Origin of the sequence: Rhizobium bangladeshense, assembly GCF_017357245.1 — a bacterium.
Taxonomy (GTDB): Bacteria; Pseudomonadota; Alphaproteobacteria; order Rhizobiales; family Rhizobiaceae; genus Rhizobium; species Rhizobium bangladeshense.
Genome location: NZ_CP071612.1, coordinates 2,233,732 through 2,258,884, shown reverse-complemented (window position 1 = coordinate 2,258,884; position 25,153 = coordinate 2,233,732). Strand labels below are relative to the sequence as shown.

Genomic DNA, 25,153 nt, shown 5'->3' with positions numbered 1-25,153 from the left:
GAGGAATGAAAATGAAAATCAGAACACGCGCTATTGGGTTGTTTACAGGCGTTGCTTTGGCCACCCTTTCACTCGCTGCTGCCGCCCAAGCTCAGGACAAGAAGACCGTGGCGTACTTGGCGCCGTCGCTTGACATCTCCTACTGGCAATGGGTCGGCTACGGCGTGAAGGAGAAGGCCAAGGAACTCGGCATGGACTACGTCGAGTACACTTCGGAGAACTCGCCGGCAAAACAAATGGACAACGCCCGTACCGCTGTCACCAAGGGCGTTGATGCCATTGTGATCGGCCCCGTCAGCTCGACCAGCACGCCGCCGCTTCTCGCCTATTTGAAATCGCAGAACATTCCGATCGCTTTTGCCGGCATCGGCCCTCAGCCCGGCCAGACCGATTACACGTCGTCCGTAACCGCGAACAATTACGAGACAGGCAAGGCACAGGGCGAGTTCGTCTGCAAGCTTGCGAAGGACCGTGGCGGCAATCAGGTCGGCATGCTCTCATTGCCGCAGGATCGCGAGAACGCCCAGAAATATCTGAAGGGTGCGGAAGAGGCATTCAAGGCAAACGGATGCGACCTGGCGCAAATGCTGGAAACCAGGGGGCTCACCGTCAATGAGGCGGTAACGCAGGCCAACGACATGCTCACCGCCCATCCCGACATCAAGGCCATTTACGGCATGTACGATGAGGCCGGGACGGGCGCCGCGAAGGTACTGCAGACGCGCGGTCTCACTGGCAAGATCGGCATCGCTGTCGCAGACGGCAGCCCGACCACGATCTCGCTGCTCAAGTCGAACGCGATCCAGGGCATATTCTTCCAGGAAGCCGTCGGTCAGGGAATTGACGGAACCCAGCAGGTCTTCAACGCGATAACCGGCGCGTCGGTGAAGAAAGACCTCGCTCTCGTCATGCCGCTCGTGACCGCGGATAAAGTCGACACCCCGGAAGCGAAGGCCGTTATCGCACGCGTATTCCCGGCCAACTAAGGCGGACGGACGCCGGTGTTTCTGGTCGGCGTCCTCTTCCCTCGTCTTTTGAAGGGCAGCAGGTATGAAAGATCTCCCGATCATCGATCCGCATTTTCATCTGTGGGATCTCGACAACAACTACTATCCGTGGCTGTCGGACGGTGTGAAACCCTCCGCCTTCGGCGACTACACGGCGATCAACAAGACTTACGTCATCGAAGACTTTCTCGCGGACGCGAAGAATCAGAACCTCGTAAAGGCGGTCCATCTCGACGTTGGGTACGATCCGAAGGATCCGGCCGGCGAAACACGATGGCTGCAGGGCGTTGCCGACAAGCACGGGTTTCCTCATGGCATCGTCGGATATGCCGATCTTCGCAAGCCTGACGTCGGCGACCTCCTTGACGAGCACATGTCCTACGCGAACTTCCGCGGCATTCGGCAATCGATGAACTTCCACCAGGATCCCGCGAAGACCTATCTGACGGAGCCTGGAGTCAGTCGGACACCGGAATGGCGCCGAGGCTTCAAAGAACTCGCCCGCAGGGGCCTTAGCTTCGACCTCCAGCTCTACTATTGGCAGATGGAGGAATTTGTCGACCTTGCCCGTGACTTTCCGGACGTGCAGATCATCCTCAACCATACGGGCATGCAGGTTGACGGCCCGAGCCATTTCGAGGGATGGCGCAGAGGAATGCGCGTTCTCGCGCAGGTACCCAATGTTGCTTGCAAGATCTCCGGCCTGGGCATGGGCGACTGGACCTGGTCCGTGGAAAGCATCAGGCCCTATGTCGAGGAGGCGCTTGCAGCCTTCGGCATCGAAAGATGCATGTTCGCTTCGAACTTCCCGGTGGACAAGCTGTTCGGCAGCTACGACAAAATCATGGGCGGATTCAAGGCGATAGCGGCGGAGTATTCCGGCGACGAGCAGCTTGCCCTTTTCCATGACAACGCAGCGCGCCTGTACAGGATTTGATTCAGAGGCTTCACGGGGTGCTGGCGTAGACTTCCTGCATGCGCTTGATCTCGGGGAGCCTGGCTCTGGCTTCCTCGTAACCGCGTTCGATCGCCTCGCCGGCCCGGTGGAATTCTGAAAGGCCGATATAGCTGAGGCGCGGCTGCAACGAGATGTCGGGCGGATCGCCGGCAAGGCGGGCGCGGGCAATCCGATCCTGGATGATGTTGAAAGCCTGCACCATGACACCGGTCATGCCGAGGCGGGCATAGGGCGCCTCTTCCTGTTTCTGCAATTCCTGCTGCGAGAGGCTGGCGTTGTGCCGGACCACAGCCGAGCGGCCATAGAGATCGTAATTGAGATTGACGGCGACGACCAGCGGCTGCTCATAGGCGCGGCAGACCGAGACAGGAACCGGGTTGACCAGGGCGCCGTCGACCAGCGTGCGGTGATTGCTGCGCACCGGCTCGAAGATGCCGGGCAGGGCATAGGAGGCGCGCAGCGCCGTGATCAGCGAACCATTGGCGATCCACACCTCGTGGCCGGTATTGACCTCGGCCGCGACCGCGACGAACGGCCGATCCAGATCCTCGACGTTCAGGCCTTCGAGATGCTCCTGCATGCGCTTGGTCAGCCGCATACCGCCGAACAGGCCGCTGCCACCGATGGTCAGATCGAGCAGACTGGCAATGCGGCGCATGGTCAGCGAGCGCGCGAAGCTTTCGAGTTCATCGAGCTTGCCGGCGAGATAGCAGCCTCCGACCAGCGCGCCGATCGATGTGCCGGCAATCATGCCGATCTCGATTCCGGCCTCGTCAAGGGCGCGCAAGACGCCGATATGGGCCCAGCCGCGGGCCGCTCCGCCACCTAGCGCGAGCGCAATCTTCAGTCTCTTGACAGGCGCGGGCGCAGGGATTGTCTCGAGTATCGTCGACATGCCGGAACCGGAACCTTGGCCTTCAGCGCTTTGACGGTGCAGAGTCCAGTTCAGCATTGCGCTCTCCCCTCCCAGCAGAACACGTATGTCACGATAGTGTGCTCGATCCGTTGTCAAATGGTATATAGAACCGGTTTCTGGCACAATAAGGGGCAAATTCCGGGGAGGTCGGTCTATTTTCCGTATATGTCCTGCGGATCGAAATGACGCTCGTCGTCGACGATGTCTAGCATCGGCTTTCCGTCGCGCAGCGTCACCGTTCGATAGAAGCAGGAACGGCGGCCGGTGTGGCAGGTGGCGTCATGGCCGGCGACCTCGACCTTCAGCCAAATGGCGTCCTGATCGCAGTCAGTGCGAATTTCCTTCACCGTCTGAAGGTTGCCCGAGGTCTCGCCCTTCTTCCAGATCTTGCCACGCGACCGGCTGAAATAGTGGGCCGTGCCCGTCTGGATGGTCAGCGCCAAGGCTTGGGCATTCATATGCGCCACCATCAGCAGTTCGCCATCGCGAGCGTCGGTCACGATCGCTGTGATCAGGCCTCGATCGTCGAAACGCGGCGTGAAATCGCCAGCGTCTTCCAACGCCGACTTGTCCTCGGATGGTTGGTTGAAGATCAGTTGACTCATCGCGGCCCTCCTGCGGGAGCCGGTATCAGCGGCTCCGCACCATACTCATGAAGCGGGCCTGATCGGCCGCTTCGGTCTTGAACGTTCCGGTAAAGGTGGTGGTCAACGTTGTCGAACCCTGCTTCTGAACGCCGCGCATCGCCATGCACATATGTTCGGCTTCGATCATCACGGCAACACCGCGCGGTTGCAGCGTGTCATCGATGGCCCGGGCTATCTGGGCAGTCATCGTTTCCTGCGTCTGCAGGCGTCGCCCGTAGATTTCGACGACACGGGCAATCTTCGACAGGCCGAGCACACGTCCGTCCGGCATGTAGGCGACATGGGCCTTGCCGATGATCGGCACCATATGATGCTCGCAATGCGAGTAGAAGGGAATATCCTTGACAAGGACCATGTCGTCGTAGCCGGCCACTTCCTCGAAAGTACGGCCAAGCACGTCCTCCGGCGCCATGTCGTAGCCTGCAAAAAGCTCGCGGTAAGCTTTGGCGACGCGGGCCGGCGTCTCGATGAGGCCTTCGCGCGTCGGATCGTCACCAGCCCAGCGCAGCAGAACGCGAACGGCTTCCTCCGCCTCCTGCTGGGAGGGGCGGTCCGAGTCACGGTTCGGCTGCGGAAAGTTCTTTACGATGGCGTCCATGATCAATGGTCTCCTGGCCCGCGTCGCGGACCCATCTGTCGGAATCGCCACTGGTCAGTCCCATGCGGGAATTCATGCACCTTTGGCAGGCTCCGGGGCTTTCAGGGCAGATTCAAACGCCCATCCGGCACGGTTTCCCAATCAAACTTACACAAGGCCATTGCATTTTCATGGCCTCCGAACGACATACATATAGGAAGACAGCCATGGTATGTAAGTATCCTCAGACGACACGGTGTGTTTTTTGTTTCAACGACAATCACAGCCCGATTTAGGCCGATCCGCGGCGACTTTGGAGCGGAAATCCAGCATGGACGACATCTACAACAGCAAAATCCTCGAATTCGCCGGCAATATTCCGTTGACCGGGACGCTTGATGATGCCGATGCGACCGCCCAGGCGCACTCCAGGCTTTGCGGCTCCAAGGTGCGGATCTGGCTGAAAATGGATGGCGATGTCGTGACCGGTTTTTCCCATGACGTGAAGGCCTGCGCACTCGGCCAAGCCTCGTCCTCGATCATGGCCCGCCATATCGTCGGCGCGACATCGGGCGAATTGCGGCAGGCGCGCCTGGACATGCTCGCCATGTTGAAGGCGGACGGGGCAGGGCCTGGCGGTCGGTTCGAAGACATGCGCTATCTCCTGCCCGTGCGGGACTACAAGGCCCGCCATGCCTCGACGATGCTGACCTTCGATGCGGTGGTCGATGCGATCGGGCAGATCGAGGCCAAACGGGCGGAAGTTGTCGAGGCGTAAGATATGTGCGAGTTCTGCGTCCAGCAGGCTGACGATGAGGACGATGGCGGTGCGGCCGCATCGAGACGGCCGCACGCAAAGACTGCACGCTATTCCCGCAACTACACCGGGCCGTTCCGCAAAACCCCTGATCGTCTGCTCGGCATGGGCCTTATCCGCCTCTATCAGCTGACGCTTTCCAGCTTTGTCGGCAATTCCTGCCGCCATATCCCGACCTGCTCGGAATATGGCTACGAGTCGATTGCCCGCCACGGATTATGGGCCGGCGGCTGGATGACGCTGTTTCGCGTCGGCCGTTGCGGCCCCGGCGGCACCAGCGGGCTCGACCCGGTTCCGGAAATGCTCGGCGACAGCTTCCGTTGGTGGACGCCGTGGCGCTATCTGTCCCTCGGACGCAAGAGAGGGTGAGCGCGATGACGATGCCCGGCGAATATAGACGTGCATCGGCAGATTTCGGCACCTACCTGGACGATATCTGCGACGCCGCAGTAGCAGTGTGCAAACACATCTGCGAAGCAGCCTTCGACAGGATGCTGATGACCTTGTCCTATGGAGCAGAGGAGTTCTGGCCATGAGTACCTTCATCGCCCTCCTGCACAGCATCGTGCTCACGCCCGACCGCCGGGTGATCATGGAAGACTTGCGCGCGCTTGCCAAAGCGCTTGGCTATCGCGAGCCGCGCACGCTGGTTTCAACAGGCAATCTCGTTTTCGAAGCCGACGACATGCGCCCGCATGAACTCGAGGTCGCGCTGGAAGAGGGCTTCGAAGAGAAGTTCGGCAAACATGTCGATATCGTCGTGCGCAGCGACTGCACCTGGATGGCGCTCTGCGGCACCAATCCCTTCAGGGATGGCAGTGGAGATCAGGTCATCGTCCGGGTCATGCGCCTGCCAATCGATCCAGAGAAGGTGGAGGCGCTGAAACCGCTGATGGTGGAAGGCCAGCGCATCGCCGTTGTCGGCGGCGACCTCTGGATCGATTTCGCCGGCAAACCGAGCCAATCTAAATTGCTGTCGGCGCTGACGACCAAGCGGCTTGGCGTCGGAACGATGCGCAACTGGAACACCGTTTGCGGTCTTGCGCAGATGATCATCTAAGCCGGCTGCTTCTTTACTCCCTGCGGAAATATCAGTATCAGGCGGCAGCGCCTCCTGCTTGGTGTCGCTTCATTTCAACCACCCGCATTCGTTGGCGGGACTGGACAAGGAGAATTTCGATGTCCCAATCCGTTTCCCTGACATTTCCCGATGGTTCCGTGCGCAGCTTCCCGGCTGGCGCGACCGGCAGGGATGTCGCAGAATCCATTTCCAAGTCGCTTGCCAAGGGCGCCGTCGCCATTGCGATCGATGGCGCCGTGCGCGACCTTTCCGATGCCGTGACCGACGGCAAGATCGAGATCATTACCCGCAAAGATCCCCGCGCGCTGGAGCTCATCCGCCATGACGCCGCGCATGTGATGGCCGAAGCGGTGCAGGAACTTTGGCCCGGCACTCAGGTGACGATCGGTCCCGTCATCGAGAACGGCTTCTATTACGACTTCGCCAAGAACGAACCCTTCACGCCCGACGATCTGCCGAAGATCGAAAAGAAGATGAAGGAGATTATCGCCCGCAACGCGCCGTTCACCAAGCAGATCTGGTCGCGTGAGAAGGCCAAGGAAGTCTTCGCCGCCAAGGGCGAGCAGTACAAGGTCGAACTCGTCGATGCGATCCCCGAAGGGCAGGATCTGAAGATCTACAATCAGGGTGACTGGTTCGACCTCTGCCGCGGCCCGCATATGGCCTCCACCGGTCAGGTCGGCACGGCTTTCAAGCTGATGAAGGTTGCCGGCGCCTATTGGCGCGGCGACAGCAACAACGCCATGCTGTCGCGCATCTACGGCACGGCATGGGCCGACCAGGCCGATCTCGACAATTACCTGCACGTGCTGGCCGAAGCCGAAAAGCGTGACCATCGCAAGCTCGGCCGCGAAATGGACCTGTTCCATTTCCAGGAAGAGGGCCCGGGCGTCGTCTTCTGGCACGGCAAGGGCTGGCGCATCTTCCAGACGCTCGTCGCTTATATGCGCCGTCGCCTGGCCGCCGACTACCAGGAGGTCAACGCGCCGCAGGTGCTCGACACGTCGCTGTGGGAAACCTCGGGACACTGGGGCTGGTACCAGGAAAACATGTTCGCCGTAAAATCGGCACACGCGATGACGCATCCCGAAGACAAGGAAGCCGATAATCGCGTCTTCGCGCTGAAGCCGATGAACTGCCCTGGCCATGTACAGATCTTCAAACACGGCCTGAAGTCCTATCGTGAGCTGCCGATCCGCCTCGCCGAATTCGGCCTCGTGCACCGCTACGAGCCTTCCGGCGCTCTGCATGGCTTGATGCGCGTGCGCGGTTTTACGCAGGACGACGCGCACATCTTCTGCACCGACGAGCAGATGGCGGCCGAATGCCTGAAGATCAACGATCTGATCCTCTCGGTCTATGAAGATTTCGGGTTCAAGGAAATAGTCGTCAAGCTTTCGACCCGGCCGGAAAAACGCGTCGGTTCCGACGCGCTCTGGGACCGCGCCGAAGCCGTTATGACCGACGTGCTGAAGACGATCGAGGCTCAGTCCGAGGGCCGCATCAAGACCGGCATCTTGCCGGGCGAGGGCGCTTTCTATGGACCGAAGTTCGAATACACGCTGAAGGATGCGATCGGCCGCGAATGGCAGTGCGGCACGACGCAGGTTGACTTCAACCTGCCCGAACGCTTCGGTGCCTTCTACATCGACAGCAACTCCGAAAAGACGCAGCCGGTGATGATTCATCGCGCCATCTGCGGCTCGATGGAGCGCTTTCTTGGGATCCTGATCGAGAATTTCGCGGGTCATATGCCGCTCTGGGTGTCACCGCTGCAGGTGGTGGTCGCGACAATCACCTCGGAAGCCGACGCTTACGGGCTTGAGGTGGCCGAAGCGCTACGCGAAGCGGGTCTCAATGTCGAGACCGACTTCCGCAACGAGAAGATCAACTACAAGATCCGCGAGCATTCCGTCACCAAAGTTCCTGTGATCATCGTCTGCGGTAGGAAGGAGGCCGAGGAACGCACGGTCAATATCCGCCGCCTCGGCAGCCAGGACCAGGTTTCGATGGGGCTCGACGCCGCCGTCGAGAGCCTCACCCTCGAAGCGACGCCGCCCGACATCCGTCGCAAGGCCGAAGCAAAGAAGGCCAAGGCGGCCTGAAATTTGCCTGGCTCCGACAGCGCCAAGGTCGGCGCTGTCGGGGATCTGAAACCGCAATATCTTCGTCGCAAACGGGGAGCGGCTTCATTCCGATGGCGGATCGCGATGGTCTCTCCGCGGCCGTCTTCTCGATGCGCCGCCGACCGCATCGTTCGAAGGGAGTGCCGTCGAGCCAAACTGTTTGCGGGAAATCAGTCGAGGCTGGCGCCGTCGCCGCCCTGCGGCACGAGCTGTTCGTAGGAGGGCAGAGGCTCCTCCGGAGCCGGCTGGACACCCGGCGGGGGCGGCGTGCCGGCCGGCGCCTGCTGCACCGGGCGGGCAGCGCTCACGGGCTGCTGCGGCTGCTGGTCCTTCATCAGAACCTCGACGTCGGTATTCCGGCCGGCAACCACCGTGAAATCGCGCTGATAGATCTTGTCCTTGTTACGGGCGACGGCGGAATATTCGCCTTCGGCAAGGACCATGGTCGGAAAGGCGCTGACGCTTTCGCCGACACTGTCGCCGGCTGCCGTCAGGATCGACCACGCCGTGTCGGCGATCGCCTCGCCGCCGGCTTCGGAGACCAGCTTGAAGGTAATCTGCGCAGCACGGTGCTGGATGGTCGCCTCCGTGAGCTTGCCAGCCTCGACCTGAATGTCGGCGCGAATGACGGCGTTGACGCTGCCATATTCGGAAACGATGTGATAGGTGCCGGCATTGAGACGCACGACGGTGTTCGGCGAGACGTCGGCCACGACGAGACCACGCTCGCCATCGTCGCGCACTTCCGAGGAATAGATCGAGAAGCTCAGCTGGTCCGGGCGGATGCGGGAATCGGTGCCGGAGACGGCGTTGAGCAGGAGGCCGCCGGCATCAAGGACCATCACCTGCTTGTCGACCTCGCCGTCAGCGGGCACGGTCAGCTTTTTGGTGACGCCGGCGCGGCCGAATGAGACATTGACGAAATAATCGCCCGGAGCGAGCTGGAAGGCGGCGGGCCCGCCCTTGGCGCTGGCGATAAGCGGCAGCTTGCCGTCGGCTCCCGCGATCGGGCTGAAGACATACCAGGAAAGGCCGTCATCGACAGGCGTACCGTCGGCCGTCAGCTTGGCTTCCATCGCGACGTCGCGCAGCTTGGTCCCTTCGGGCGCGGTGCCAGGCGCGATGAAGGCGTTGAGCTTGGGCATCTTCGACGTCGAGTCGAGCTGTTTGAATTCTTTGAAGGCATCCTGCGCGCCTGCGCCGAGGGGCATCAATACCATCAGAGCGATGGCGAGGCTGATGCGTGCAAGAGGCGAAATGCCAAACATCTGTTTCGTGAACCGATTGACTTCTGAAATCGCAAAGGCCACTTCAAGACCAACGCGATGGCAAATTCAAGACCCACGCTTTGCAGCAGCATAAAAATGAAAGTTTCTCCCGCATGAAATCCGATATCAAGCTGATCGATTACCTCGCCGTGCGCCGTTCCATTCCCGCTTTCCAGATGTGTGAACCAGGCCCCGAGAAGGCCGAGATCGAGGAGATCCTGCGGCTTGCCTCGCGTGTTCCCGATCATGGCAAGATCGCTCCGTGGCGTTTTATCGTCTATCGCGGAGATGAGCGTGCGCGGCTCGGCGAGGAGCTCCTGAAGCTGGCACTCGAGACAAAGCCGGATCTTTCCAAAGAGATGATCCAGGTCGAGCGTACCCGCTTCACCCGCGCGCCCGTGGTCGTTGCCGTTGTCAGCAAGGCGGGGCCGCACATCAAGATCCCGGAATGGGAGCAACTGATGTCGGCGGGCGCGCTCTGCCTCAACGTCATTCTTGCCGCCAATGCCAGCGGCTATGTCGCCAACTGGCTGACGGAATGGTTCGCCTATGATGAGCGCGCATATCCGCTGCTCGGCGTCGCCTCCGGCGAAAAGGTAGCAGGTTTCATCCACATCGGCTCGACCACGTTCCCGGCGATAGAGCGGCCGCGGCCGGAGCTTGCCGATACCGTGACCTGGGTTGGCGGAGAGGACTGATGTTCTACACGACGGACACCAATCGGCATGGACTCGCGCATGATCCCTTCAAGGCGATCGTATCGCCACGGCCGATCGGCTGGATCGGCAGCAAGGGCAGGGACGGTTCGATCAATCTTGCTCCCTATTCCTTTTTCAATGCCGTCGCTGACCGGCCGAAGCTGGTGATGTTTTCTTCCGCCGGGCGTAAGGACAGCCAGCGCAATGCGGCGGAAGCCGGCGTCTTCACCTGCAATTTCGTCAGCCGCGATCTCGCCGAAAAGATGAACCTCTCGTCGGCGGCACTGCCCTACGGCAACAGCGAATTCGACTTCGCAGGGCTGACGCCGAAACAGTCCGAACTGATCGACGCCCCCTATGTCGGCGAGGCTTATGCCGTGCTCGAATGCAGGGTCACCGAAATCATCGAGCCGAAGACGCTGTCGGGCGCACCTTCCGAAAATGTACTCGTCTTCGGCGAGGTAGTCGGCATTCGCATCGACGAGGCCATCGTCAGAGACGGCCGCCTGGACATGTCGATCGCCCGGCCGGTGGCCCGCATGGGCTACATGGATTACAGCGAAGGCAGCGATGTTTTCGAGATGTTCCGGCCGCAGGTGCCAAAAATGTAGTCCCGAGCGTAAGGCATACAAGGGCTTAAGAAATATGGTGAACGAATCTTAAACCTTTTGCCGCTACGGTCACAGCAATGAATGCAGCGCGAGGAAATCGCGTTCAAGTGCTGGGGCGTCGCGTGATCGTAGAAGCTTTCCTTCGTTGGATCGAAACGGCCAAGACCGGTGATCGGGCCCGGGCCGCGAACGCACTGGGTCGAGCCTATCTGCAATCCGAGATGAGCGGGGAGGAGCGGGCGGCAGCCGAGATGGCGATGACCTTTCTTCTCGATGACCCGTCGCCGCGTGTGCGGCTTGCGCTGGCCGAGACGATCGCCTGGTCGCCCGACGCGCCTCGCAGTCTGATCCTTTCGCTTGCCGCCGACCAACCCGAGGTCGCCTGCCACGCCGTTACCTGTTCGCCGCTTCTGAGCGATGCCGATCTCGTCGATCTTGCCGCACGCGGCAACGGCGCGACCCGCATGCTGATCGCGGCCAGAGCCCATGTCACGCGCCCAGTCTCCGCAGCACTTGCGGAGGTCGGCGACGAGGAAGAACTGCTCTGCCTGCTCGAAAACGACGGCGCGGCCATTTCCAGCCAGTCGTTGAAACGAATCGCCGAACGGCTCGGCGACTGCTGCGATATCCGCAACCTGCTGCTCGACCGCAGCGACCTTCCGGCCGATGCCCGCCAGCTGCTCACCCAGCATGTCAGCAATGCGCTGGTCGGCCTGCCGCTGGTGCAGGCGGCGATCGGGCTGCAGCGGCTCCAGCGCATCAGCCGCGAGGCGACCGAGGCAGCGATCGTTTCGATCGCCGGCGATATCGCGCCGCGGGAGATACCCGACCTCGTCGAACATCTGCGCCTCAACGGCCGGCTGACGCCGTCCTTCCTGATGCATGCGCTCTGCGCCGGCAAGGTGGATTTCTTCGCTGCCGCGATTGTCGATCTCACAGCGTGCAGCGAGCGCCGCGTGCGTTCGATCCTGGCGACTGGGCGCATGCATGCCGTGCGCGCCCTCTATGAGTCCGCCGGCCTGCCTCGGGATATCAGCGTGATCTTCGTGGAAGCGACGCTTCTATGGCGCGAGGCGGCTCGAAAGGCGCCGGGCAGCGTGCTAGACACCGTAGGCGGCCGTCTTCTTGAAAAATTCCGCCATCACGGCGGCTCGCACAGCGCGGCCGGAGAACTGCTCGACATGGTGGAAAAGCTTCATGTCGCCGAGCAGCGACAATCGGCCCGCGTCTACGCGGCGCTCGCTGCGGCCTAGCTAGTCATTCAGCCGGGTTACCACCCAGGAATAACTAGCGGATACGAAATGCACCGGTTTGGAAAGCGTCTCCTTGACGTCTTTGCCCGTTGGGAGGTGTGCGCGAACCTGGCCGGCGATATTCTCAGCAAAGCCGGCGATGCCTGTTGGTTGTTCGGGTGCGGCAGGAACGGTGTCGGCCGCGGCGGCAGGCAGAGGCGCAGGTTTCGGGGGTTCGGCGGCGGCAAGCGCTCTCGGCGCCTCGCACACTGCGATGACCGAGGGATAGCTGACATTGGCAAAAGCTTTCAGCCGGCGTTCGGCTTCGGCATCGCAAGCGGCAACGGTTTCCCAACGCTTGTCGACCGTCGCGACATAGCTGCATTGGCTGACGGAATCGTCGCAACCGAGAATGGTCATTGCGATGAGCACCGCTTGCATATTCTGACTCCTAAGCTATTGAACGTGAGATCGCCTTAGACGGCGCAATTCCAACCGAAAGAAGGCGAAGGCCCTAACTCTTCGGCATGTCAGCAAAAATTTGCGCCTCCCGCAAACACTGGAAACCACTATGTCCGTCACTATCGCCCAGGAGCCGCCGCGCCAGGAAGGCGTCATCCGCCTTCTCGATCTTTCCGACGCCTATGCAGGGTCGCTCTATCCGGCGGAGAGCAACCACCTGGTCGACCTCTCCTCGCTGGAGAAACCGTCGGTAAGCTTCTTCGTCGCCCGCAATGAGGGAGCGATTGTCGGATGCTGCGCGCTGGTCGAGGCCGGCGACGGAACGGCGGAGATCAAGCGCATGTTCGTGGACCAGCAGGCCAGGGGATTAAGGATCGCCAGCGGGCTCATGATTGCGCTGGAGGCGATCGCGAGGGAAAAGCGGTTGACGGCGATCCGGCTCGAGACTGGCATTTACCAGCCCGAGGCGATCGCCCTCTACCGCAAATACGGATATCAGGAGATCGAGGCTTTCGGCACCTATCTGCCGGATCCGCTCAGCCTGTTCATGGAAAAGCAGCTGGGATAGCGGCAGTTTCAGCCTTCGGCGGCGCGGGGGATCGGCTTGGACGGCGGTGCCTGCTCGTCGATGATGATCTGCGGCACACTTTCGCTGCTCTCGGCGCTTTGGGCCTCGTGGATCCATTCGCGCCAGATGGCGACGATCAGCGCCATCAGCACCGGACCGATGAAGAGGCCGAGAAAGCCCATCGTCTTGACGCCGCCGACAAGACCGAAAAAAGTCGGCAGGAAGGGCAGTTTGATCGGGCCGCCGACAAGCTTTGGCCGCAGCGTCTTGTCGACGATGAAGAGCTCAACGGTGCCCCAGACGAAAAGGGCGATGCCGGCGACATGCGAGCCGCTCGCCAGGAGATAGATGGAAACCAGCGTGAAGGAGAGCGGCGCACCACCCGGTATCAGCGCCATCACGCCGGTGAGCACACCGAGCGTCACCGGCGACGGCACGCCGGCGATCCAATAAGCCACACCAAGCACAATGCCTTCGCCGATCGCAATCAGCGTCATGCCCATGACGGTGGAGCTGATCGTTGCAGGGACGACGCGTGAAATGCGCTCCCAGCGGTTCGGCAGGATGCGCTCGCCAAGCATGTCGATCTGCTTGGAGAAGGAGAAGCCGTCGCGATAGACGAAGAACAGCGCGATCAGCATGAAGAGCAGCGTCAGGAGAAGGTGGAAAGCACCGCCGCCGGCTGCCAGGACGGCGCGATAAATATTGCCGATGTGAGCGCCACTGACCGCCTGGATGAGCTCGCCGAGAGCACCGGGACTGCCGATATATTTCGTCCAGAGGTCATCGAGATAGGGGCCTGCAAAAGGCAGCGCGCCAATCCAGTCGGGCGTCGAAGCGCCGGCACGGTTGGCGTGAATCGCCCAGGCAAGCCAAGTGCGTACCTCGCCCGTCGTATAGGTGACGGCAAGCCCGATCGGAATGACCAGAAAGGTGACGATCATGACGATAGCGATCGTCGCAGCGATCGTCGTATTGCCGCCGACGCGGGCCAGAAGCTTGCGATAGAGTGGCCAGCTCGCAAAGCCGATGACCAGCGCCGCAAGCACCGGGACCAGAAAGCCGTAGAAGAAATAGACTCCGGCGGCGACAATCAGCACCAGCAGCCAGCGCGCCGCTGAAATGGACGGAATCAGCGGCGTGCGTGTCGGCGCCGAGGACCCAAGCCATCGCGGCTCATGATTGGTTTTCTGACGGTCAAACACACCCACGCGCGCCTCTTCTTATTCTTGTGCTCTGGTTATGGGCCATGAACCCGGCGGTTTCAAGGTCCGCACCATGAAAGCTGATAATAAGCATAACTGTTCGTCCGTCGGGCATGACAGTCTTACTGCTGCGGGCGGCGGAGAACCTTGAAGGCGTAGAATTGCGTTTTCTGGCTGGTCGAGAAATTATTGTCGGAGCCTAGGATGAGGACGTCGGTACCGTCCTTGGCCTTTCCGAGCGACATGGCCTCGATATTGTCGGGGACGAGGCCGATTGCTCTGAGGTCGAGAAGCTGGCTCTTGCGGGCAGGCACAACGCGCTGATCGTTCTTGGCGAGTGATGGGGTGGCGGATATGTCGCTCGCGCCAGCGAGATCCATCATCATGATCTTGATGTTATTGCCGAAGCCTTCGGCATAGCTGCGCTCGACGGCGAGCAAGCGGTGATCATCGAGAGCGAGCATTTCCGACATGCCGTTGTCATTGCCGGCGGCGGCCGTGGCGGCGGCCTGCGGGATCGGCGAGACCGGATAGACATACTGTGCCTTCGGCTCGCCGGTTTTCCCGTCAAAACGGACGATCCGCGAAAGGCTGCCCGTCGTCAGCGACGGCTTCGGGCCATCCTGGTAGAGGGCGGCTTCGACGCCGACGAATACGTCGCCTGCAACGGCGAGATCCTCGAAAGCGAGGTTGTCGCGGATGCCGGTCAACTTGTCGGCTGTTGGGGCAAAGCCCTCCGGCAACGGGAATTCGCGCACGAACGAACCGTCCGGCGCAGTGACGCGGATAAAGGGCGGCAGCAACACCTTGGCGTCGCCTTCGCTGCCCCAATAGATGCCGTCCTTGCCGAGGCGGATCGATTCCGGGTCGACGGTCTTGGCGGCGAACGGCTCAGCGTTCTTGTCCTTCAGCGTCACGTGCTTGACGACGGAAACGCCCTTGAGGCCCGACGCATCGACATCGATGTCGAGTTCATAGAAGCGGGCAGTGTCCGAACGGTCGTCGCTGATGGCGATGTAGTGGCCGGTGGCGGCATCGAAATCAAGGCCTGAAATGCCGCCGAACTCGACGCCGTGTTCCATTTGGCCTGAGGGTATGACGAATTCACCGAGGTAGGAGAGCGAAATGCCAGCGGCGCAGTCGCCGAAAGGGCAGGCGCTCGTGAAGGTGGCGCCGATGTCGGTGGCGCTGACGGTGACGGTGCTGGACAGGAGAACGAAAGCGGCAGTCGCGGCAAAACGCTTGGTCATGGCAAAATCCGGCAAGGGTTGAAAACGGCTCGAAACGGCTAGGCGCCATCCCCTGGGGAAGTCGCGCGCAGTCCGCTTCATGCGCCGCTTATTTGACGGAGTTGTTACGGTTCTTCGTCAGTTCCGTGAAATCGCAGATGCTAAAGGGGCGCGCCGAGCGATCCAATCGTTCGGCGCGGCTGAGACTTGTTCAGATATCAAGGTTTTCGGCGAAGGCCGCACGCTCCTGGATGAAGCGGAAGCGGGCCTCGGGTTTGGTGCCCATCAGATCGTCGACGGCGCTGCGGGTGCCCTCGAAATCCACCTCGTCTATCAACACCCTGAGCAGAGTGCGCTTGGCCGGATCCATGGTGGTTTCCTTGAGCTGGGCGGGCATCATTTCGCCGAGTCCTTTGAAGCGGCTGATCTCCACCTTGGCCTTGCCTTTGAATTCCGTCTGCATCAGCTCGGCGCGATGGTTGTCGTCGCGAGCATAGGCGGATTTCGCCCCCTGGGTGATCTTGTAAAGCGGCGGCACGGCGAGGAAGAGATGGCCGCCGCGCACCAGTTCCGGCATTTCCTGATAGAAGAAGGTGATGAGCAGCGAGGCAATGTGGGCGCCGTCGACATCGGCATCGGTCATGACGATGATGCGCTCGTAACGCAGATCTTCCTGACGGTATTTCGAGCGTGTGCCGCAACCGAGCGCCTGGATGAGATCGGCGAGCTGCTGGTTGGCGCCGAACTTTTCACGGCCGGCGCTGGCGACGTTCAAGATCTTGCCGCGCAGTGGAAGGATCGCCTGGTTGGCACGGTTACGCGCCTGCTTGGCCGAACCGCCTGCCGAATCACCCTCGACGATGAAGAGTTCGGCGCCTTCGGCGGTGTTCTGCGAGCAATCGGCGAGCTTGCCCGGCAGGCGCAGCTTGCGCACTGCCGTCTTGCGGTTGACTTCCTTTTCCTTGCGGCGACGCAGGCGCTCTTCGGCGCGCTCGATCACCCAGTCGAGCAGTTTGGCGGCTTCGTTCGGATTGTCGGCGAGATAGTGGTCGAAGGGATCGCGCAACGCGTTCTCGACGATACGCTGGGCCTCGACGGTCGCAAGCTTATCCTTGGTCTGGCCGACGAATTCCGGCTCGCGGATGAAGACCGACAGCATGCCGACCGCCGAGATCATCACGTCTTCGGTGGTGATCTGCGCGGCGCGCTTGTTCTGCGTCAATTCCGCATAAGCCTTCAGGCCCTTGGTCAGCGCGATGCGCAGGCCGGCCTCATGCGTGCCGCCTTCAGGGGTCGGGATAGTGTTGCAATAGGAATGCACCTGCGGGTCGCCGCCGTACCAGGTAATCGCCCATTCCATCGAACCGTGGCCGCTGGCCTTCTCGGTCTTGCCGGCGAAGATCTCGCGGGTGACGGTGAATTCCTTGCCCATCGTCGCCTGGAGATAATCCTTGAGGCCGCCGGGGAAATGGAAGGTGGCTTTGTCAGGCACCTCCGACCCTTCGGGCAGTACGCCCGGCTCGCAGCTCCAGCGGATCTCGACGCCGCCGAAGAGGTAGGCCTTGGAGCGCGCCATGCGAAAGACACGGGCGGCATCGAACTTCATGTGCTCCCCAAATATCTGGGGATCGGGATGGAAGCGCACGCGCGTGCCACGGCGATTGTGGACGTCGCCAAGTTCCTCGAGCCCGCCCTGCGGCAGGCCGCGGGAGAAACGCTGGCGATAGAGTTTGCGGTTACGCGCCACCTCGACCTCGAGGAAGTCGGAGAGGGCGTTGACGACCGAAACGCCGACGCCGTGCAGGCCGCCCGATGTCTCGTAGGCCTTGCCGTCGAATTTGCCGCCGGCATGCAGCTTGGTCATGATGACTTCGAGCGTCGATTTGCCCGGCACCTGCGGATGGTTCTCGACCGGAATGCCGCGGCCGTTGTCGGTGACGGTCAGATAGCCCTGCAGATCGAGATACACTTCGATGAAATTGGCGTGTCCGGCGACCGCCTCGTCCATCGCGTTGTCGATGACTTCGGCGAAGAGGTGATGCAGCGCCTTTTCGTCGGTGCCGCCGATATACATGCCTGGGCGCATGCGCACCGGCTCGAGGCCCTCGAGAACGCGGATCGACGAGGCGCCGTAATCATCCGCGTTCGAGGCCGGGGCGGGACGAGGAGAGACGGGCGGTGCAGCCGCCGGCACACGCTCGGTCGCAGCCGCAGGCTTCGGGGCCTCCTCGCGTTTTTCAGAAAGGGGCAGTCCGGAAAAAAGGTCGTTGCTATCGTCCATGGAGCCGTTCAGATCTTCATCCTGTCTTGGGCGGGCATCCGCCGCGGACCCAAAATCACCGCATTTCATGTCACGTTTGCGAATCAGGCAGATTCTGCCAGAAAGCACCGCTATACGCGACACCGCCGGTTAGGCGGGCTTTGACACATGATTTGCGTTGCCGGGCGCGGAATGGCAAGCGGCGGCAGGCTTCAGGAAACCATCCGCATGCGAATGTCCACAAGTGATTGCACCGTTATCACCACAATTGCGGCCTTTTTGCTGACCGCAGCCCTGCTGTCTTCCGGCGGGCCGGCGCGGGCAGCTGACGCGCTGGCGCCCTTCAAGGACGATCTGTTCTCGAAGCAGACAGTGCTGCAGAGGGCCGACGACGGCGCGTTCGAGGTCGTCGATTACGACGAGATGCGCGATATCAACGGCCGCGACCAGATCCCGCAAAAAAGAGTCCAGCAGAAATATGTGGCGCTCGGCATCCGCAAAGCCCAGGCGGACGAAACCCTCTCCCTCGACGGCACAAGGCTCGATGTCACCAGGGTGGGACCGGCCGCGAACGCCGCCTTCACGGTGATCTTCATCCACGGCCGTGACGGCGACCGCCGGCTCGGCGCCAATGATTACAGCTTCGGCGGCAATTTCAACCGGCTGAAGAACCTCGTCGCCGGCAATGGCGGCGTCTACTATTCGCCGACGGTCAGGAGCTTCGACAGCAACGGCGTTGCCGCAATCGCGGGCCTCATCCGCTATGCCAGCGCGCAATCGCCCAAACGGCCGGTGATCCTGTCGTGTGCCTCCATGGGCAGTCAGGTCTGCTGGGGCATCGCGCGTGACGAGGCGAGCGTCAATCGGTTGAAGGGCATGTTGATCATGAGCGGCGTCACCGATCCGGATTTCACCAGAAGCGCGTTCTACAAGGCGAAACTGCCGCTCTGGTTCGCGCATGGCAGCCGTGATCCGGTCTATGCAGCTGCCGACCAGCAGGCGCTATTCGAAAGCCTGCACAAGGCAAAATATCCAACGCGCTTCACGCTGTTTCAGACCGGCAATCACGGAACGCCGATCCGGATGATCGACTGGCGCGGGGTCCTGAACTGGATTCTCGCCGGCTGAAGCGCGCTGCCGGTGTCTTTTCGGAAGAAAATATGCGCGGGACCACGAGATTCCCTCAACGTCAAGGGCATGATGCTTTTCTTTGCCGCAAGCTTTTGATATGGCCGCAGGCATAAGCAGTTTGTGGAAGGCCGGCATGACACCTGACGTGCGCCCGCTCGTGGCGGGGAATTGGAAGATGAATGGCACGCGTGCCTCCCTGGATCAGATCAAGGCGATCGCCGAGGGCGTTCGTCCGCCGCTGGCCGGCAAGGTCGAGGCGCTGATCTGCCCGCCGACGACGCTGCTCTACGTGGCGACTGCGCTCTGCACCGACAGCCCGCTTGCGATCGGCGCCCAGGATTGCCACCAGAAAGCATCAGGCGCCCACACCGGCGATATCTCGGCCGAAATGATCGCCGATAGTTTCGGCACCTATGTGATCGTCGGTCACTCCGAGCGCCGCACCGATCACGCCGAAACGGACCATCTGGTGCGCGCCAAGGCGGAGGCTGCCTTTGCCGCCGGCCTGACGGCGATCATCTGCATCGGCGAGACGGCGGACGAACGACGGGCCGGCCAGGCGCTCGACGTCATCAAGCGCCAGCTTTCCGCCTCGGTTCCGGACGGCGCGACCGCCGAAAATACGGTCATCGCCTACGAGCCGATCTGGGCGATCGGCACCGGCGTGACGCCGACATCAGGCGACGTGGAAAAGGCGCATGCCTTCATGCGTTCCGAAATGGCGGCACGCTTCGGTGATGAAGGCCGCAAGATTCGTCTTCTCTATGGCGGCTCGGTAAAGCCCGCCAATGCCGGGGAACTAATGGGCATCGCCAATGTCGACGGCGCGCTGATCGGCGGGGCGAGCTTGAAAGCCGCCGACTTCCTCGCCATCTACCGGGCCTATGAGGCGCTGCTCGCCTGAGGCATTGTTCATTGCTCGGTTCATACGTCTATTTATTCCGGGCCGAAGGGCTTGGAATAGGCGAGAGCCTCATGTAAAGAGCCGCCAGAATTCTTAATTATGTCCGCCTCCAGGCGGGCAGGACTGGACCCATGCAGACAGTATTGATTGTCATCCATCTCATGATCGTGCTCGCCCTCGTCGGCGTCGTGCTCATCCAGCGCTCTGAAGGCGGCGGACTCGGCATCGGCGGCGGTTCAGGCTTCATGTCGGCCCGCGGCACTGCCAATGCGCTGACGCGCACGACCGCGATCCTGGCGACCCTGTTCTTCCTCACTTCGCTCGGCCTCGGCATACTGACGCGCTATGAGGGCCGTCCGAGCGACATTCTCAATCGCATCCCCGCGACGAGCGGCCAGGGCAACGGCATTCTCGACTCGCTCGGCGGCGGCACACCGGCTCCGGCGAACCAGCCGGCGGGCAATGGCGTCCCGAGCAGTGGTGCGGCCGCGCCCGCACCACAGGCTCCTGCCGCGCAAGCTCCCGCAGTCCAGGCTCCGGCAGCCACCGCGCCTTCATCGACTGCTCCGGCAGCAACCGCTCCGACGACTACTGCCCCGGCAACGCCCGCAGCTCCAGCCGCGCCGTCGCCAGCTCAGCCCTCCGGCGTCCCGACGGGACAGTAAACCGGGCTTCGACATAAACCGCCGGCAGGCCCTCGGGTCTGCCGGTTTTCTTTTGTGCAGATTCTCCGTCAGACTCCGAAAGTTCTGGAAAAGAATTTTTGGGCTGGTGGAATCGTTTTTGAAAAGGTATCCGGTGAAGCCCATGGCGCGATACGTATTCATCACTGGCGGCGTGGTTTCCTCCCTCGGAAAAGGAATTGCGGCCGCGGCTCTCGGAGCGTTGCTGCAGGCCCGTGGATATCGGGTCCGGCTTCGCAAGCTCGACCCCTATCTGAACGTGGATCCGGGCACGATGAGTCCGACCCAGCATGGCGAAGTCTTTGTCACCGACGACGGCGCGGAAACCGATCTCGATCTCGGTCACTACGAGCGATTCACAGGGCGTTCGGCCACCAAGACGGACAACATCACCACCGGCCGGATCTACAAAAACATTATCGACAAGGAACGGCGCGGCGACTATCTCGGCGCGACGGTGCAGGTCATTCCGCATGTCACCAACGAGATCAAGGATTTCGTGACCGAGGGCAATAAGGACTACGACTTCGTCATCTGCGAGATCGGCGGCACTGTCGGTGATATCGAGGCCATGCCCTTCATGGAAGCGATCCGCCAGCTGGGCAACGATCTGCCGCGCGGTACCGCCGTCTACGTCCATCTGACGCTGATGCCTTATATCCCGGCGGCCGGTGAGCTCAAGACCAAGCCGACCCAGCATTCGGTGAAGGAACTGCAGGCCCTCGGCATTCATCCCGATATCCTGCTGGTGCGCGCTGACCGCGAAATTCCTGAAGCTGAGCGCCGCAAGCTTTCGCTGTTCTGCAACGTGCGTCCGTCCGCCGTCATCCAGGCACTCGATGTGGCCAACATCTATGACGTGCCGATGGCTTACCACAAGGAAGGCCTCGACGACGAAGTGCTCGCCGCCTTCGGCATCGAGCCGGCGCCGAAGCCGCGTCTCGACCAGTGGGAGGAGGTCTGCAATCGCATCCGTACGCCCGAGGGCGAGGTGACAATCGCGATCGTCGGCAAATATACCGGCCTCAAGGACGCCTATAAATCGCTGATCGAGGCGCTGCATCACGGCGGCATTGCCAATCGCGTCAAGGTCAAGCTCGAATGGATCGAGTCGGAAGTCTTCGAGAAGGAAGATCCCGCACCCTATCTCGAAAAGGTGCATGGCATTCTCGTGCCCGGCGGCTTCGGCGAGCGGGGCTCCGAGGGCAAGATCCATGCGGCGCGCTTCGCCCGCGAGCGAAAGGTGCCTTATTTCGGCATCTGTTTCGGCATGCAGATGGCAGTCATCGAAGCGGCGCGCAATCTCGCAGACGTGCCGGAGGCGTCGTCAACCGAATTCGGCCCGGCGAAAGAGCCGGTGGTCGGTCTGATGACGGAATGGGTCAAGGGCAATGAGCTGCAGAAGCGGACGGCAGCCGGCGATCTCGGCGGCACCATGCGCCTCGGCGCCTACAAGGCGGCGCTGAAGAAGGGCACGAAGATCTCGGAGATCTACGGCTCGACCGATATTTCCGAGCGTCATCGCCATCGCTACGAAGTCAACATCGACTATAAGGACCGGCTCGAGAGCTGCGGCCTCGTCTTCTCCGGCATGTCGCCCGATGGCGTACTGCCAGAGACGATCGAATATCCCGATCATCCCTGGTTCATCGGCGTGCAATATCATCCGGAACTGAAGAGCCGGCCGCTCGACCCGCATCCGCTGTTTGCAAGCTTCATCGAAGCAGCGACCGAACAGAGCCGTCTCGTCTGACGCATGCGGCGCCAGATCAGGCGGTTTGCGCGGTCTGGACAATCCGCAATTCTACTGTCAGGCAGCGGCCGGCAAGGGCCCGATATAGACTGACCGCGGTCGGATCAGCCGGCCGTCGAGAGCCTGTTCCCGGGCATGCGCCAGCCATCCAACCGTACGGCCGATTGCAAAGACCCCGGTGAAGGCCTGACGCGGGAAGCCGAGCGCTTCGAGCAGCAGCGCTGTATAGAATTCGACATTGACGTCGAGCGGTCGGTTCGGCTTGCGCGCCTTCAGGATCGCCAATGCAGCGGCTTCCACGGCCTCGGCGAGTTCGCCGCGGACGCTGTCGACCTGGCCTGACGCGATCAAAGGCTTCAGCGTGCCTTTCAGCGCATCGGCGCGCGGGTCGCGGACGCGATAGATGCGGTGACCGAAGCCCATCAGCCTTTCGCCGCGATCGAGCGCGTCGGCAAGCCATCTGCCGGCATTTTCCGGCGTTGCCACCGCATCCAGCATGTCAAGGACGGGACCGGGCGCACCGCCATGCAGCGGTCCCTTCAGCGCGCTCAATGCAGCCAGGACCGAAGAGGTAAGGCCGGCCTGCGTCGAGGCGATGACCCGAGATGCGAAAGTCGAGGCGTTGAGACCGTGGTCTGATATCGTCACGAGATAGGTGTCGAGCGCCGCCGTCTGCTCTATGGTCGGCAATCGTCCGGTCAGCATGCGCAGAATATCGGCCGCCTGCGACAGCGAGGCGTCGGGCGCGATCGGCTTTTCGCCGCGCTGCAGCCTGAGAATCGCCGGCAGGAAGACCGCCGGGGCTGCCAGAAGGGCGATTGCGGTGTCGAAATCCTCACCGTCCGGCAGCCTGGCGATCAGCGCCCGCATCGCATCGACCGGCGGCAAGGCGAACAAGGCGGCGTCGGCGGCCACGATATGGATGAAAACCCTTGCTCGGGCTTCCGCCAGCCAGGTGCGCAATAGCGCTTCATCGAAGCTCCGTTCCATCAATTCGTCGAGCAGCAGGGCTGCCACGCCCTCATAGGTCCCGCCCGCCACCAGATGATCCAGCGATACACCGCGGATGATCAGTCGCCCCGCTTCGCCATCGACATCCGAAAGCTGCGTTTCGGCGGCAATCACGTCTTCCAAGCCGTTCTGCATGATGTTTTCTCCTTTACGGCGAGGATGATCCGACCTAGTTTCATTGACGTCAATCTTGACGCAATTGATCAATGTGAGGACGTGATGTCGTGGCTAACGGCCGAGGAAGCGCTGGAGGCGCTGAAGACCAAACCGCAGACACTCTACGCCAATGTCAGCCGAGGGCGCATCCGTGCCAAGCCGGATCCCGCCGATCCGCGCCGCAGCCTCTATCACGCCGCCGACGTGCAGCGGCTTGCAGTTCGCCATGCGGGCCGTCGCAAGGCGGAAACGGTCGCCGCCGGGACGATCCGCTGGGGCGATCCCGTTCTTTCCTCGGCGATCTCGACCATCGCGGGCGGCCGCCTTTTTTATCGAGGCCATGACGTGGCTGATCTTGCCGAGACGGCAACGCTGGAGCAGACGGCGGCATTGCTCTGGAATGGAGCGGAAATGCCTGCCTCCACTGCTGCGGCCCGGCATGCTCCTCCATCGCTTCAGGCCGCGTTCCTGGCGCTTGCCGGGCGGGTGACATCGGACCTGCCGACGCTTGGCCGCTCGCCGGCAGCACTTCGGCGCGAGGCGCACGGCATTCTCGCAACGATCGCCGATGCGCTGGCGCCGGGCGCTTCGGACCGACCGCTGCATCTCAGGCTGGCGGCAAGCTGGCAGCGGCCGGAGGCCGGCGATTGCCTGCGTCGCGCGCTGGTGCTGCTTGCAGATCATGAACTCAACGCCTCGGCTTTTGCGGCACGGGTCACGGCCTCTTCGGGTGCGGCACTGTCGGCCGCCGTGCTGTCCGGTCTGGCGACCCTGACGGGACCTCTGCATGGCGCCGCCTGGCAGAGCGTCGATGCGTTGATCGAGGCGGCTTGCACCCTCGGTCCGGGGCAGGCGATCCGCCGCACACTTGCTCAGGGCAATCGCCTATCCGCCTTCGGTCACCCGCTCTATCCGGACGGCGATATCAGGGCGCTGGCACTGCTTTCACAATTTTCCCTTCCGCCGCAGTTCGCCGAAGTCAGGGATAGGGGCGAGGAGATTGTTGGCGAAAAGGTCAATATCGATTTCGCGCTTGCGGCGATGACGTCCGCCTTCGATCTGCCGAGAGAGGCGCCGATCATCATTTTTTCGCTTGCACGCTGCACCGGCTGGCTTGCGCATGCGATGGAGCAGATCGAAAGCGGCGAATTAATCCGGCCACGGGCGCGTTATACCGGACCGGCGCCCTTATGAAGAGCAGCACCTGAGATACGCAGGCTGTTTTTTCGTCTAGGGAAATATCCGAATTCGGCTATCATGCCTCGCATGGAAGAAGACGGTGACGGGTGCTTTCGCAGAGGCAGTTCCGCACCGGTCACGGGGGCTTTCCATGAATATGACGTTTCGCAAGCTGTTTGCCGCCGCGCTCACTGCCGGGCTCATTCCGCATGAGGCGGCGCTCGCGCAATCTGCGGGCTGCGCGATCTCGCGCGATGCCGGCGCCCGCCGAACGTTTAGTTGCCCCGGCGGCGTGAAGGTGACGGCGGAAGCCGGCGCGTCTTTCAGACTCTCCGACCGCAATGGCGACGGCAGTCCCGATTCGGCGTCGCTGCGGCGCAAGGCCATCCTCGTTGATGTCGACGGCAGCCAGCATACGGGTGGTTTCCAGGTGGTGACACCGCAGGCGATCGCCGCCGTGCGTGGCACGCAATGGGCCGTCGACGTCGCAGGCGGCAAGACTTCGGTGCTCGTCGTCAGAGGCAGCGTGGCTGTGCGCCGGCCTGTCGGCGAGCCGGTGGTGCTGACACCGGGCGAAGGCGTCGATGTGACCAGCGGAGCCGAACCCCTCCTCGTGCGTCGCTGGCCTGCGCCGCGCGTCGCCGCCCTTCTTGCCCGCCTCGGCCAATAAATGC

At 61.9% G+C, this 25,153-nt stretch carries 26 protein-coding genes; 17 read left to right on the top strand and 9 right to left on the bottom strand.

Annotation, left to right across the window (positions count from 1 at the left end):
* Positions 1 to 11 precede the first annotated feature (11 nt).
* Both J2J98_RS11015 and J2J98_RS11010 read left to right on the top strand, forming a co-directional pair.
* Positions 12 to 986, top strand: coding sequence for a substrate-binding domain-containing protein (locus J2J98_RS11015; protein ID WP_138395212.1), 975 nt, complete (start codon positions 12 to 14; stop codon positions 984 to 986).
* Positions 987 to 1,050: 64 nt separating this feature from the next.
* Positions 1,051 to 1,944, top strand: a complete 894-nt coding sequence (locus J2J98_RS11010; protein ID WP_138395211.1) for an amidohydrolase family protein — start codon at positions 1,051 to 1,053, stop codon at positions 1,942 to 1,944.
* Between the two features lie 10 nt (positions 1,945 to 1,954).
* On the opposite strand, the gene J2J98_RS11005 is transcribed toward J2J98_RS11010, so the two are convergent.
* The 3 genes from J2J98_RS11005 to folE form a co-directional block, all read right to left on the bottom strand.
* Entirely contained in the window at positions 1,955 to 2,917 is a 963-nt protein-coding gene (locus J2J98_RS11005; protein ID WP_064710532.1) for a patatin-like phospholipase family protein, read from the bottom strand.
* Positions 2,918 to 3,033: 116 nt separating this feature from the next.
* On the bottom strand, positions 3,034 to 3,486 hold the full coding sequence (hisI, locus tag J2J98_RS11000; protein ID WP_207601057.1) for a phosphoribosyl-AMP cyclohydrolase: 453 nt from the start codon (positions 3,484 to 3,486) through the stop codon (positions 3,034 to 3,036).
* Between the two features lie 25 nt (positions 3,487 to 3,511).
* Complete coding sequence (folE, locus tag J2J98_RS10995; protein WP_207601056.1) at positions 3,512 to 4,126, bottom strand: GTP cyclohydrolase I FolE; 615 nt, start codon at positions 4,124 to 4,126, stop codon at positions 3,512 to 3,514.
* Positions 4,127 to 4,436: 310 nt separating this feature from the next.
* Here folE and J2J98_RS10990 point away from each other — a divergent pair, with 310 nt between their 5' ends.
* The 5 genes from J2J98_RS10990 (at position 4,437) to thrS (ending at position 8,108) form a co-directional block, all read left to right on the top strand.
* Entirely contained in the window at positions 4,437 to 4,883 is a 447-nt protein-coding gene (locus J2J98_RS10990) for an iron-sulfur cluster assembly scaffold protein (RefSeq protein ID WP_064710535.1), read from the top strand.
* A 3-nt stretch (positions 4,884 to 4,886) separates the two neighbouring features.
* Complete coding sequence (yidD, locus tag J2J98_RS10985) at positions 4,887 to 5,291, top strand: membrane protein insertion efficiency factor YidD (protein ID WP_207601055.1); 405 nt, start codon at positions 4,887 to 4,889, stop codon at positions 5,289 to 5,291.
* A gap of 5 nt (positions 5,292 to 5,296) precedes the next feature.
* Entirely contained in the window at positions 5,297 to 5,458 is a 162-nt protein-coding gene (locus tag J2J98_RS10980; protein ID WP_207601054.1) for a hypothetical protein, read from the top strand.
* Complete coding sequence (locus J2J98_RS10975; RefSeq protein ID WP_064713645.1) at positions 5,455 to 5,982, top strand: DUF1697 domain-containing protein; 528 nt, start codon at positions 5,455 to 5,457, stop codon at positions 5,980 to 5,982. Before J2J98_RS10980 ends, J2J98_RS10975 begins: the two co-directional genes overlap by 4 nt.
* Positions 5,983 to 6,101: 119 nt before the next feature.
* On the top strand, positions 6,102 to 8,108 hold the full coding sequence (thrS, locus tag J2J98_RS10970; RefSeq protein ID WP_138395209.1) for a threonine--tRNA ligase: 2,007 nt from the start codon (positions 6,102 to 6,104) through the stop codon (positions 8,106 to 8,108).
* A gap of 191 nt (positions 8,109 to 8,299) precedes the next feature.
* Here thrS and J2J98_RS10965 read toward each other — a convergent pair whose 3' ends face one another.
* Complete coding sequence (locus tag J2J98_RS10965) at positions 8,300 to 9,397, bottom strand: hypothetical protein (RefSeq protein WP_064713647.1); 1,098 nt, start codon at positions 9,395 to 9,397, stop codon at positions 8,300 to 8,302.
* Between the two features lie 113 nt (positions 9,398 to 9,510).
* Between J2J98_RS10965 and J2J98_RS10960 the strand changes: the two genes are divergently transcribed.
* The 3 genes from J2J98_RS10960 (at position 9,511) to J2J98_RS10950 (ending at position 11,959) form a co-directional block, all read left to right on the top strand.
* Positions 9,511 to 10,095: a nitroreductase family protein gene (locus J2J98_RS10960; RefSeq protein WP_138395208.1), complete on the top strand. Its 585-nt coding sequence runs from the start codon at positions 9,511 to 9,513 to the stop codon at positions 10,093 to 10,095.
* On the top strand, positions 10,095 to 10,706 hold the full coding sequence (locus J2J98_RS10955; RefSeq protein WP_207601053.1) for a flavin reductase family protein: 612 nt from the start codon (positions 10,095 to 10,097) through the stop codon (positions 10,704 to 10,706). The genes J2J98_RS10960 and J2J98_RS10955 overlap by 1 nt, the downstream gene beginning before the upstream one ends.
* Before the next feature lie 107 nt (positions 10,707 to 10,813).
* Positions 10,814 to 11,959 (top strand): DUF2336 domain-containing protein, encoded by a 1,146-nt coding sequence (locus J2J98_RS10950; protein ID WP_138395207.1) that lies wholly within the window; start codon positions 10,814 to 10,816, stop codon positions 11,957 to 11,959.
* Here the strand turns inward: J2J98_RS10950 and J2J98_RS10945 are convergent, their stop codons facing one another.
* The gene (locus J2J98_RS10945) at positions 11,960 to 12,379 is read right to left on the bottom strand and encodes a hypothetical protein (protein WP_064710543.1); all 420 of its coding nucleotides are present in this window, start codon (positions 12,377 to 12,379) and stop codon (positions 11,960 to 11,962) included.
* A gap of 130 nt (positions 12,380 to 12,509) precedes the next feature.
* Between J2J98_RS10945 and J2J98_RS10940 the strand changes: the two genes are divergently transcribed.
* Positions 12,510 to 12,968, top strand: a complete 459-nt coding sequence (locus J2J98_RS10940) for a GNAT family N-acetyltransferase (protein ID WP_138395206.1) — start codon at positions 12,510 to 12,512, stop codon at positions 12,966 to 12,968.
* Positions 12,969 to 12,976: 8 nt separating this feature from the next.
* Here the strand turns inward: J2J98_RS10940 and J2J98_RS10935 are convergent, their stop codons facing one another.
* The 3 genes from J2J98_RS10935 to parE all read right to left on the bottom strand — a co-directional run bounded on the left by J2J98_RS10935 (position 12,977) and on the right by parE (position 17,683).
* Positions 12,977 to 14,179 (bottom strand): AI-2E family transporter, encoded by a 1,203-nt coding sequence (locus J2J98_RS10935; protein WP_207601052.1) that lies wholly within the window; start codon positions 14,177 to 14,179, stop codon positions 12,977 to 12,979.
* A 116-nt stretch (positions 14,180 to 14,295) separates the two neighbouring features.
* The gene (locus tag J2J98_RS10930; protein ID WP_138395204.1) at positions 14,296 to 15,423 is read right to left on the bottom strand and encodes an esterase-like activity of phytase family protein; all 1,128 of its coding nucleotides are present in this window, start codon (positions 15,421 to 15,423) and stop codon (positions 14,296 to 14,298) included.
* A gap of 190 nt (positions 15,424 to 15,613) precedes the next feature.
* A complete protein-coding gene (parE, locus tag J2J98_RS10925) occupies positions 15,614 to 17,683 on the bottom strand; it encodes a DNA topoisomerase IV subunit B (protein WP_064710546.1) in 2,070 nt (689 codons plus the stop codon).
* 207 nt (positions 17,684 to 17,890) lie between these two features.
* On the opposite strand from parE, the gene J2J98_RS10920 reads away from it, so the two are divergent.
* From J2J98_RS10920 to pyrG, 4 genes are all read left to right on the top strand, one after another.
* Positions 17,891 to 18,790 carry an alpha/beta hydrolase gene (locus J2J98_RS10920; RefSeq protein WP_207601051.1) on the top strand — a complete coding sequence of 300 codons (900 nt, stop codon included), beginning with the start codon at positions 17,891 to 17,893 and terminating at the stop codon, positions 18,788 to 18,790.
* A 136-nt stretch (positions 18,791 to 18,926) separates the two neighbouring features.
* Entirely contained in the window at positions 18,927 to 19,697 is a 771-nt protein-coding gene (gene tpiA, locus J2J98_RS10915) for a triose-phosphate isomerase (RefSeq protein ID WP_207601050.1), read from the top strand.
* A 131-nt stretch (positions 19,698 to 19,828) separates the two neighbouring features.
* Positions 19,829 to 20,362, top strand: a complete 534-nt coding sequence (secG, locus tag J2J98_RS10910) for a preprotein translocase subunit SecG (RefSeq protein ID WP_064710548.1) — start codon at positions 19,829 to 19,831, stop codon at positions 20,360 to 20,362.
* Positions 20,363 to 20,504: 142 nt separating this feature from the next.
* On the top strand, positions 20,505 to 22,133 hold the full coding sequence (gene pyrG / locus J2J98_RS10905) for a CTP synthase (protein ID WP_064713653.1): 1,629 nt from the start codon (positions 20,505 to 20,507) through the stop codon (positions 22,131 to 22,133).
* Between the two features lie 57 nt (positions 22,134 to 22,190).
* Here the strand turns inward: pyrG and J2J98_RS10900 are convergent, their stop codons facing one another.
* Positions 22,191 to 23,279 (bottom strand): citrate synthase/methylcitrate synthase, encoded by a 1,089-nt coding sequence (locus tag J2J98_RS10900; protein ID WP_207601049.1) that lies wholly within the window; start codon positions 23,277 to 23,279, stop codon positions 22,191 to 22,193.
* A gap of 84 nt (positions 23,280 to 23,363) precedes the next feature.
* Between J2J98_RS10900 and J2J98_RS10895 the strand changes: the two genes are divergently transcribed.
* Together J2J98_RS10895 and J2J98_RS10890 are read left to right on the top strand one after the other, a co-directional pair.
* Positions 23,364 to 24,494 carry a citrate synthase gene (locus J2J98_RS10895; RefSeq protein ID WP_207601048.1) on the top strand — a complete coding sequence of 377 codons (1,131 nt, stop codon included), beginning with the start codon at positions 23,364 to 23,366 and terminating at the stop codon, positions 24,492 to 24,494.
* A gap of 136 nt (positions 24,495 to 24,630) precedes the next feature.
* A complete protein-coding gene (locus J2J98_RS10890) occupies positions 24,631 to 25,149 on the top strand; it encodes a FecR domain-containing protein (protein ID WP_064713671.1) in 519 nt (172 codons plus the stop codon).
* Positions 25,150 to 25,153: the final 4 nt, after the last annotated feature.

What these genes read in the sequence shown, in the direction of transcription:
- J2J98_RS11015 (WP_138395212.1), top strand. Translation starts at nt 12, where the DNA reads ATGAAAATCAGAACACGCGCTATTGGGTTGTTTACAGGCGTTGCTTTG.
- J2J98_RS11010 (WP_138395211.1), top strand. Translation starts at nt 1,051, where the DNA reads ATGAAAGATCTCCCGATCATCGATCCGCATTTTCATCTGTGGGATCTC.
- J2J98_RS11005 (WP_064710532.1), bottom strand. Translation starts at nt 2,917, where the DNA reads ATGCTGAACTGGACTCTGCACCGTCAAAGCGCTGAAGGCCAAGGTTCC.
- hisI (WP_207601057.1), bottom strand. Translation starts at nt 3,486, where the DNA reads ATGAGTCAACTGATCTTCAACCAACCATCCGAGGACAAGTCGGCGTTG.
- folE (WP_207601056.1), bottom strand. Translation starts at nt 4,126, where the DNA reads ATGGACGCCATCGTAAAGAACTTTCCGCAGCCGAACCGTGACTCGGAC.
- J2J98_RS10990 (WP_064710535.1), top strand. Translation starts at nt 4,437, where the DNA reads ATGGACGACATCTACAACAGCAAAATCCTCGAATTCGCCGGCAATATT.
- yidD (WP_207601055.1), top strand. Translation starts at nt 4,887, where the DNA reads ATGTGCGAGTTCTGCGTCCAGCAGGCTGACGATGAGGACGATGGCGGT.
- J2J98_RS10980 (WP_207601054.1), top strand. Translation starts at nt 5,297, where the DNA reads ATGACGATGCCCGGCGAATATAGACGTGCATCGGCAGATTTCGGCACC.
- J2J98_RS10975 (WP_064713645.1), top strand. Translation starts at nt 5,455, where the DNA reads ATGAGTACCTTCATCGCCCTCCTGCACAGCATCGTGCTCACGCCCGAC.
- thrS (WP_138395209.1), top strand. Translation starts at nt 6,102, where the DNA reads ATGTCCCAATCCGTTTCCCTGACATTTCCCGATGGTTCCGTGCGCAGC.
- J2J98_RS10965 (WP_064713647.1), bottom strand. Translation starts at nt 9,397, where the DNA reads ATGTTTGGCATTTCGCCTCTTGCACGCATCAGCCTCGCCATCGCTCTG.
- J2J98_RS10960 (WP_138395208.1), top strand. Translation starts at nt 9,511, where the DNA reads ATGAAATCCGATATCAAGCTGATCGATTACCTCGCCGTGCGCCGTTCC.
- J2J98_RS10955 (WP_207601053.1), top strand. Translation starts at nt 10,095, where the DNA reads ATGTTCTACACGACGGACACCAATCGGCATGGACTCGCGCATGATCCC.
- J2J98_RS10945 (WP_064710543.1), bottom strand. Translation starts at nt 12,379, where the DNA reads ATGCAAGCGGTGCTCATCGCAATGACCATTCTCGGTTGCGACGATTCC.
- J2J98_RS10940 (WP_138395206.1), top strand. Translation starts at nt 12,510, where the DNA reads ATGTCCGTCACTATCGCCCAGGAGCCGCCGCGCCAGGAAGGCGTCATC.
- J2J98_RS10930 (WP_138395204.1), bottom strand. Translation starts at nt 15,423, where the DNA reads ATGACCAAGCGTTTTGCCGCGACTGCCGCTTTCGTTCTCCTGTCCAGC.
- parE (WP_064710546.1), bottom strand. Translation starts at nt 17,683, where the DNA reads ATGGACGATAGCAACGACCTTTTTTCCGGACTGCCCCTTTCTGAAAAA.
- J2J98_RS10920 (WP_207601051.1), top strand. Translation starts at nt 17,891, where the DNA reads ATGCGAATGTCCACAAGTGATTGCACCGTTATCACCACAATTGCGGCC.
- tpiA (WP_207601050.1), top strand. Translation starts at nt 18,927, where the DNA reads ATGACACCTGACGTGCGCCCGCTCGTGGCGGGGAATTGGAAGATGAAT.
- secG (WP_064710548.1), top strand. Translation starts at nt 19,829, where the DNA reads ATGCAGACAGTATTGATTGTCATCCATCTCATGATCGTGCTCGCCCTC.
- pyrG (WP_064713653.1), top strand. Translation starts at nt 20,505, where the DNA reads ATGGCGCGATACGTATTCATCACTGGCGGCGTGGTTTCCTCCCTCGGA.
- J2J98_RS10900 (WP_207601049.1), bottom strand. Translation starts at nt 23,279, where the DNA reads ATGCAGAACGGCTTGGAAGACGTGATTGCCGCCGAAACGCAGCTTTCG.
- J2J98_RS10895 (WP_207601048.1), top strand. Translation starts at nt 23,364, where the DNA reads ATGTCGTGGCTAACGGCCGAGGAAGCGCTGGAGGCGCTGAAGACCAAA.
- J2J98_RS10890 (WP_064713671.1), top strand. Translation starts at nt 24,631, where the DNA reads ATGAATATGACGTTTCGCAAGCTGTTTGCCGCCGCGCTCACTGCCGGG.